The 8356-nt window shown below is 66.7% G+C and carries 7 protein-coding genes and 1 pseudogene; 5 read left to right on the forward strand and 3 right to left on the reverse strand.

Annotated features, from left to right (window positions below; translation table 11 throughout):
• Window positions 1-456: MarR family winged helix-turn-helix transcriptional regulator (locus VD972_RS16045; RefSeq protein WP_324987826.1), on the reverse strand; the 456-nt coding region annotated here is incomplete at its 3' end.
• A gap of 148 nt (window positions 457-604) precedes the next feature.
• Between VD972_RS16045 and VD972_RS16050 the strand changes: the two genes are divergently transcribed.
• Window positions 605-1453, forward strand: coding sequence for a class I SAM-dependent methyltransferase (locus tag VD972_RS16050; RefSeq protein WP_324987829.1), 849 nt, complete (start codon window positions 605-607; stop codon window positions 1451-1453).
• A 159-nt stretch (window positions 1454-1612) separates the two neighbouring features.
• Here VD972_RS16050 and VD972_RS16055 read toward each other — a convergent pair whose 3' ends face one another.
• Both VD972_RS16055 and VD972_RS16060 read right to left on the reverse strand, forming a co-directional pair.
• The gene (locus VD972_RS16055; RefSeq protein ID WP_324987832.1) at window positions 1613-2284 is read right to left on the reverse strand and encodes a LysM domain-containing protein; all 672 of its coding nucleotides are present in this window, start codon (window positions 2282-2284) and stop codon (window positions 1613-1615) included.
• A 155-nt stretch (window positions 2285-2439) separates the two neighbouring features.
• Complete coding sequence (locus tag VD972_RS16060; RefSeq protein ID WP_324987835.1) at window positions 2440-4341, reverse strand: Ig-like domain-containing protein; 1902 nt, start codon at window positions 4339-4341, stop codon at window positions 2440-2442.
• Between the two features lie 351 nt (window positions 4342-4692).
• Here VD972_RS16060 and VD972_RS16065 point away from each other — a divergent pair.
• The 4 genes and pseudogenes from VD972_RS16065 to VD972_RS16080 all read left to right on the forward strand — a co-directional run.
• Window positions 4693-4872, forward strand: a pseudogene (locus VD972_RS16065) (cytochrome P450); the annotation flags it as partial.
• Between the two features lie 98 nt (window positions 4873-4970).
• Complete coding sequence (locus VD972_RS16070; RefSeq protein ID WP_324987838.1) at window positions 4971-6521, forward strand: toll/interleukin-1 receptor domain-containing protein; 1551 nt, start codon at window positions 4971-4973, stop codon at window positions 6519-6521.
• Window positions 6522-6768: 247 nt separating this feature from the next.
• Window positions 6769-7104 carry a transposase zinc-binding domain-containing protein gene (locus tag VD972_RS16075; RefSeq protein ID WP_324987841.1) on the forward strand — a complete coding sequence of 112 codons (336 nt, stop codon included), beginning with the start codon at window positions 6769-6771 and terminating at the stop codon, window positions 7102-7104.
• Window positions 7105-7257: 153 nt separating this feature from the next.
• Window positions 7258-8169, forward strand: a complete 912-nt coding sequence (locus VD972_RS16080; RefSeq protein ID WP_324987843.1) for a transposase — start codon at window positions 7258-7260, stop codon at window positions 8167-8169.
• The last annotated feature ends 187 nt before the right edge of the window (window positions 8170-8356 follow it).

The raw sequence follows: 8356 nt of genomic DNA on the forward strand, positions 1-8356 counted from the left end.
CGCGGAGAGCACGGCCTCGAGCGCCTCGTCGAGCTGGCGCACGACGGACGCGGGAATACGCCCCAGCACTTCCTCGAGCCCCCTCCGCCGCAGGCTCTCCACCTGCCGTACGGTCTCGAGCGCTTGAGGCGTGGCGTGAACCTGTGTGCGGCGTCCGTCAGCAGGATCGGCCTTGCGAGCCACCAGCCCCCGACGCTCGAGCTGCTCAACCAGATGACTGGTAGCGGCCTGCGAGCGGCCCGCGACCGGCTGCAGCTGGGAGATCGACAGCGGCCCGCGTTCCACCAGGCTGAACAGCACCATCGACTGCGGAAGGGTCAGGTCGAGCGCGGCGAGGGCTGACAGCCCGCTCTGCATGCCCACCATCACGCGCTGCCGGAACTCCAGCATTCGCCGCCACAGCGCTTCGGGGAGCGGGCGAGGAGTGGAGCGGCCGGGACGCTTTGTATCGGACATTCGATATATCGAAACATGGATATATTGGTGCTGTCAAACGACGGTGTGGCGGGGGTGCACCTTCCGGTGCTGGTAGAACACGGGACCGGAGCCGAGACTCTGGCAGAGTAGGAGATGTACTCCGAGCAGGGGAGGTCGTTCCGTAGGCATGGATGACGTCGCGCGTCAGCAGCAGGAGGCGGCCAGGGCTCAGATGGTCGAGTTCTGGCGTCGGCACGATGAGATGGAAGCGCGGCTCACGCGTCCAGTGAGCGAGCGCATGCTCGACATGGCACGTGTCTCCACGGGCATGCGCGTGCTGGACGTCGCCTCCGGCCGAGGTGAACCCGCGCTGCTTGCTGCCCACCGGGTGGGCTCGCACGGATGGGTGCTAGCAGTCGACCTGGTGGAGGGGGTGCTTCAAATCGCCCGGGAAAGGGCGAGTCGAGAAGGCCTGAGAAATGTCGAGTTCCAGGTAGCTGACGCTGAAGCGCTACAAGTGGGGGAGAAGTCTTTCGACGTGGCGACCCTGCGCTGGGGCTTGATGTACATGCGCGCTCCCGAGCGGGCCCTCGAGTCCATCCACCGCGCGCTGAAGCCCGGTGGCGCTCTGGCCATCGCCTCGTGGGTTGAACCGGCTCGAGTTCCGTTCGCTTCGCTCCCCCGTCGGATCCTCGAGCGCTATCGAGACGTACCGCTCCCCAGCTCCGACGGACCCGGGGTTTTTCGTCACGCGGACGGCTCCAGTCTGGAGGCGGCCCTGAAGCGGAAGGGCTTCTCCCTGGAAGCTTCGGAGGAGCTGGAGGTCCCCGTGGTGGAGGCCAGGGATGGAAGAGGCATCGTGGCCTGGGTTCGAGCGATGGGCGGGCCCTTGGTGAAGCTCGTGGGCGAAATGCCCGAGCACCAGCAGCAAGCGTGGGAGGAGGAGCTCTCTAACGAGGTGGAGAAGCACCGCGTCGGAGGGAGGGTCCTCTTGGGTGGAGTCACGAGGATCACCCTCGTGAGCACCTCCGAGTGAACCTCTGCCAGGGCATTGACTGCCCCTGAGCCTGTCCACCGCACGGCTACCCGTCTACTCCCAGTGGCGGTGAGCTCACCCGGGTGCGGACACGACAGCGCCCCCGGTCGACAGCCCCGGGGGCGACGGTTGCGACGGTGTTGCGTCGTGCGGCGGGAGCTACATCGTCGGCATGAAGATCTTCAGCCCGGTGCGGCCACCGGCGCCAAGCGTGTTGCGCTCGATGAAGTCGCTCACGGACGAGCGGCCGTCGCCGGTGGTGATGGCGGTGTGGCCGTACTTGCTGCCCGCCGCCGACGAGGTCTTCTCCCAGGTGAGCACCATGCCCGGAATCTTCAGCGCCTCGGCGAGCGACATGTTGACCTGCTTGAACTTGTCGCGCGGCAGGTTGTTGTCGATCTGGTTGCCGTTGCCCCAGACCTTGAAGCCGAAGGCGTTCTGGATGGCCTTGCTCACGCCGGTGGCGCACAGGCCCTGGCTGTTGTACCCGCCCATGCTCATCGCGGCCGCACGGCCCGCGGTCGCCAGCTTGCGCATCGCAGCCGTCGCCTGGCCCGGCTTCCCGGCGCCACGGCTCTCCTCGACCTGCCCGCCGCCCGTAGAACCGCCGGTGCGACCCGAGCCACCGGAGCCCTTCGTGCCGCTGCCGCCGCTCTTGCCAGGCTGGAAGCTGTCGTTCTGGGCGTGGCCAGGGACGCGCAGCGTCTTGCCCGCGATGATGAGGTTCGGGTTGGCAATCTTGTTGGTGCGCGCCAGCTCAGAGACGCTGGTCTTGAAGCGAGCCGCGAGGGCCGAGAGGGTGTCGCCCTTTTGAATGCGGTAGGTGGACATGTAGGTCAATCTCCTTGAACGATTGTCGCGGCGTCCGTTGCGGAGTTGCGTCCGAATTTCTCAGGCTCTCAGAATTCACCCGAGCCCACGGCCGTCACCCGGAGAATCCTGAGTAAAACCAGAAAGATAGAGCGGGCCCGAAGACGGAGCTTCGTTCACAGCAAGCAGGTGGGAGCGCTGTACGTCAGAATGACCAGACCGGCGTTGCCACCCACCGGGCTGCCAGCGCCGGCCCCCGCCGGAAGGGTGGTCGCGGTCGACCACGTGTTGGCACCGAGCCCGCCGCCGCTGCCGCCGCCGGTGCCACCCGCAGTACCACCCGAAGTGGCTCCAGAGTTGCCTCCGCCGCCTCCCCCATAGCCGCCGCCGCCACCTGCGACCGTGGAGCCTGTGCCGCCGTTGAGGCCAGTACCCCCACCGGTGGTGGCAGTGCCACCGCCGGCGCCAGCGGTACCGGCCGTGGGGGTGGCGGTGCCTGTAGGGTCATTTCCTGCGGTACCGCCAGTCGTGCTACCTCCACCGGCGCCCCAGAAGCCAGATCCTCCCGCCGCGACATGGATGAGCTGGCCTGCGCTGAGGATCGCGCTGCTGCCGCCACCACCGCCGCCGCCGAGACCCGTCTGGGTGGTGCCGCTGCCACCTCCGCCGTAATAGCCGGCACCCCCACCGCCGGTGCCGCCGGAACCCCAGTGGCTAAAGCCGCCACCGCCGCCGACGAAGACCTCCAGGTTCCCGGCCCCCAGCGTGAAGGATCCCGTGGCGGTGGCGCCACTGCTGCCGGGGGTGCCAGTCGTGCCACCGCCACCGCCGGCGCCACCCACCATGCTGTAGACCACAGTGAGAGGCGAGCCATACGGATTCACCTCATTCAGGTACGAAGTGACGACCATGACGCAGGTCTGCGAGACGGCCCCACCCGTCAAGCTGATCGTGAAGCTCTGGGTCGTGCTCTGGCCGCTCGCATCCTGGACCACGAGGGTGACGGTCGAGGAAGTCCCCTGCGACGGGGCCGTCCAGATGACGTTGCTCTGCGAGGCGCTGGTGACAGGCGTCCCCAACGTCCCTGCGCTCGCGCTCCAGGTAAAGGTGAGGGCTGTGCCCTCGGGGTCGTGGGCGCTCACGCTCAGCTCCACGGTCCCGCTGACTGCGATGGTGTCAACGGACTGGAAGGTCTGATCGATGACCGGTGGCAAGGTGGGAACCTGGGGTAGCCCCACGTTGATGCCCAGTTGACCCGTCGTGCTCCCACCCCGTCCATCGTTCAACGTCACCGTCACCGTGCACACCTCACTCGCGGGGGCTGCGGCCGGCGCCGTCCAGGTCGGGCTCCTCAAGGTGAGGCCGCTGAAACTGCCGCCGCAATCATCAGCCCAGCTGTAGGTCAGCGGATCGTTGTCCGGATCCACCGCCGCCACATCCAGGTTCACCACCTCACCGGCAGCCACTTGACCGGACGGGGTACCCGTCACCTGTGTCGCCACGGGCCAGGCGTTGAACGAGACTGCGACCTTCGCTGTGGCTCGGGCATGCACCACGGCGATCCTCAGCGAGATACCCGCCTGTCCGCCTCTGCCGTCGCTCATGCTCACGTTCAACGTATACGTTCCCTCGGTAGCCGGTGAGGTCCACGTCGGGCTCGCCGTGGCCCCGTTGGCGAAGGTGCCTCCGGTCGCCGTCCAGGCGTAGCTGAGCGGATCGCCGTCCGCGTCCGTGGCAGTGAGGGAGAGCGTCACTGGCTGGTTCACGTCCACCTGGGACACGGAGGCGGTAAGCCCGGTGATCTTGGGAGCGCTGTTCACAAAGGGCGTCGAAGGCGTGCTCTGTTGGAGCAAGATCACCACCACGGCCGGCGCGCCAGAGCTGATGGTAACGCCCGTGGCCTGGCCTTCGTAGATCTGGGTGTTGGCGGCATTGAAAGCCTGGGCGAGGAAGGTGCGATTGCCACCAACCGGGATCGCTCCGATGACGCCCCTCCACTGGCCCCCGGTATTCTGCAGGTTGCTGACAATGCTGGGGGAAATGTCGGGGGCGCTTACCGTCAGAGTGACCCTCGCCACGTCTGAAGTCGAAAGCGCCTGGGCCGAAACGGCGATGTCAGCCGAGCCCTCCTGCAGAGGAGGAGGAGCGCAGGCCGCAAGCGGCGCGAGGAGCCATGGGACAAGCGCCAGAAGATGGAAGCAGAGGCTGTGAGTGCTACAGGCTTGGTGTATTGGATTCAAGAACTTCCCCTCGTTGAGCAAACGGATCAGGGGGAGCAGTCGGTCTGCTCCCAACCCAGCATGAGAGGGGTTCGGCTCGTCCCGGGTTCATGGACGTGGGCTGAGCAGGCCCCCTCCAAGGGAATGAGCCGCCGAGGTGGAAAATGATGCGGATAATCTGGTGCTGCTCGCCAGCCCGATCCGCATCGGTTCGATATCAGCCGCGAGGACACACACCACCACGCGTTCAGCAGTGGTGCGCACTTCTGCCTCGGCGCGCCGCTCGCCCGCCTCGAGGCCCAGATCGCCCTGGGGATGCTGGTGCGGCTCTTCCCGAAGCTCAGCCTCGCCGACGCTCCGCTGACGTGGCGGCGCTTCCCCGCGTTTTGAGCGCGTGCTCATCGGGGCTGGCCTTTGTTGCTTGGTTCCGATCGCTGAAGAAAGTAACATCGCGCGGTGCAGACCTGCTGCAACCGGACCTGGCGGAAATGACTGCCCACTCATCAGCTTCCCGGGAGTTCGACTCTCCCCGCGCCGATGTCTTCATCGGCTACAGCTCCGCCGATCGTCACCGGGTGAGGCCATTGGTCGAGCAGCTGGAGCGTGCCGGGTGGCGGGTGTGGTGGGACCGAAAGCTGCTGGCCGGCAGCTCCTTTCAACAGAAGATCGAGCAGGCACTCGAACTCGCTGGCTGCGTCATTGTGGTGTGGTCGAAGAACGCGGTGGTCTCCGACTGGGTGATCGCCGAGGCCGATGAGGGCCGCAAGCGTCAGATCCTGATACCCGTGTCACTGGACGGGGTCACTCCGCCGCTTCAGTTCCGCACACGCCATACAGTGGATCTTTCCGGCTGGCGCGAGGGTCCTTCGCCCGAGGTGGTGGAGGTCCTCCGCGCGGTGGAGGCACTGCTCGGGCCCCCTCCGCTCCCCCCGAAAAGCACAGAGACGGTCAAGTTGCCGGTCGCTGTCGCGAAAAAGGTCACAGCCAAACAGACGGACAAGTCGCCGGTCGCTGTCGCGAAGAAGGTCCCAGCCAAACCCAGCAAGGCGGCGAAGCCCGGCCCGAGCGACCTGGGGGCCCTGCCGGTCAACATCAAGAACCACATCATCGCGGGAGTCGCTGTGGTGCTGCTCGGGCTCATCAGCACCGTGGTGGCGATCGCGATGGAGTCCAGCAAGGGCGGCCTCATCATGGTCACCGTGGAGCCCGCCACCGCCAGGGTGGAGCTCCGCCTCGATGGCCAGCCCATCAAGCCGAATACCGTTATCGAGCTGGAGCCAGGGGTACACAAACTGTTCGCGACGGCGGCGGGGTTCTTGCCGCACGAGCAGGCCGTGAGCGTCACCGAGAGCGCCATGCCGAGCCCGGTGCAGCTGAAGCTCAAGCCTGCGGGCGCGGAGAACTCGCCGGACGAGCAGCCGGCCGAGTCCGGCAAGGACCCGGATGATGCACGGGATCAGCCGAAGAACCCGCCCGGGACTGTGGCCAAGAACCCGGACACGCCCGCCGAGCCCGACAAGCCGAACACATTCGCAGTGCTCTTCGTAAGTGACGAGGGGGCGGAGGTCCTGGTGGATGGCAAGTCGGTGGGGCAAACGCCCAACGCGAAGGCGCTGAACCTGACCGTTGGAAAGACGTATAGGTTCGTGGCCAAGCGCGCCGGGTACAAGCCGTACGCAGGTGAGTTCAAGTATGAGGGCATCTCCGAGCTGGAGGTGGAGTTTGAGCTCGAGAAGGAGGAGCCCAATCCCACTGCGACTTCCGCTCCCCAGCCCACGCAGCCCGTGGTCACTCCCACTCCCAAGGCCGCACTGGCAAAGCTGGGGCGGTTCGCAGCTAGCACCAGTCCGAGCGGCGCGCAGATCTGGGTGGATGGCAAGGACACGGGCCGGCTGACGCCGGTGCCCATTGGCTCTGCGCTGATGCTGCCTGTGGGGCGACGGAAGATCGTCTTCAAGCTCAACGACAAGCAGAGCAAGCCTCAGACTGTCACCATCACCGAGGGGGAGGTCGCCACAATGATCGTGCCCATCAAGTGAGTCCTTCTCGTCTGGAACTGCGCGCCCACCTTTGTCGATGTCTCTGCTCAGAGCGGCGGGTTGCTCTGCTTGGAGGCGGCGGGAATCGAACCCGCCGCTTGGAGCCTCCGGCAAGAGCGATCCAACTCGGTCGAGCGCGGTTTCCGTAAGACTGCCCAGCACGGCACTCCCAGAGCGGGCTTGGCGGAGCTCCGTGGGAGCCCACCGGTAGTGTGTGCCCTGGCGAAGTGTGGCTGGGGAGGGGCAGGTGGGGGAGCACGGGGGGGTGTACCGGCGCAGGCGGCCGGAGGGGACGGTGCTGTATGAGGCGGTGAGGGACAATCTCGCCACGTTGCTGGCGGAGGCGAGCGAAGTGGGGCGCGGCCTGCCCCGGTACGTGGAGCGGGACTTCACAAGATACCTGGAGTGCGGAGTATGGGCGCACGGCTTCGCGCGGGTGCGTTGTGAGAGTTGTAAGGACGAACTTCTCGTCGCCTTCTCGTGCAAGGGACGAGGGGTGTGCCCCTCCTGCAACGCGAAGCGGGCGCATGTAACGGCAGTGCACCTGGTGGAGCGAGTGCTGCCTCACGTGCCCTATCGATAGTGGACGCTGTCCTTTCCTCACCGGGTGCGGTGGGTGCTGTTGAAGGATGCAGGGCTCCTCTCCGACGTTCTCACGGTGTTCCTTCGCGCGGTGTTTGCCCTGCAGCGTCGAAGGGCACGGCGACAGGGGCTGTGTGGTGGGCAGGTCGGGGCCGTGTCATTCGTCCAGTTCTTCGGCTCAGCCCTCCAGGTAACGCCACACTTCCACTCGCTGGTGCCAGACGGCGTCTTCGTGCCACGGGAGGGCGGTGTACGCTTCGAAGCGTTGCCGCCACCCACTCAAGCAGAGGTAGAACGACTGCTGAGGGTGGTGCGCCACCGGGTGCTGCGCCTCCTGGAAAACAGAGGGGCTCTCCCCGCGCAAGGGCCCGAGGACGCGCAGCAGGCATACCAGGCGCATTCCCTGCAGCAGCGACTGCGCTGGCTGGAACTGGACGTCCTGCTCCCTCCCAACAAGCAGCCTCGGTGCTCCTTCCTGGAAGGTTTCTCCCTGCACGCCAACACGCACCTGCACGCCAACGATAGGCAGGGGCTGGAGCGGCTGTGCCGCTACGGAGCACGCGGCGCGCTGGCGCCGGAGCGTTTGTCACGAGCGGCGGACAGCCGCATTGCCTGGCGGATGAAGCGTCCGCTGCCAGACGGCACTACACACCTCTTCTTCACCGGACTGGAACTCTTACGTCGCGTGGCGTCCCTGGTACCTCCGCCTCGGTCGAACCTCACGAGGTTTCACGGTGTCTTCGCTCCGGGCGCGAAACTCCGGCCATTTCTGCTCCCTCAAGCGGGGGCTGAGCCGAAACCGGAAGAGGCAAGTGAGCCGCCTGAGGCAGCGGCGAGGCAGGAGCCGAACAAGGAGCGCAAGCCTCGGCTGGATTGGGCCGGGCTGCTGAAAAGGAGCTTCGCGCTAGAGGTGTTCGCGTGCGGCAGGTGTGGAGGCAGGCTGAGGGTGCTGGCGTATCTGACGGCGCCCGGTGGGGTGCGCGCCGTTCTGGAGCACCTGGCATTGCCCTGGCGGCCTGCTCGGTTGACCCCAGCGCAGGGACCAGCCCAGAGCGCGGGGTGTTGAGCCCCAAGCGCCCACACTCACTTGGAAGCCCACGCCCCTGCGGCCTGCCGCCTGGCTGGGCCGCTTGGGCCGGCGTGTGCCCCAAGGGGCGCCACGGCCTGCGCTCCGGCCCGGCGCACAGCCTGCGCGTCACCCTCCAGCGGCCCTTTTCAACCCCTTTGCACCAGCCCGCCCCCTCAAACAGGGC

Origin of the sequence: Hyalangium sp. (assembly GCF_035629615.1) — a bacterium.
In the GTDB taxonomy this organism is placed as follows: domain Bacteria; phylum Myxococcota; class Myxococcia; order Myxococcales; family Myxococcaceae; genus Hyalangium.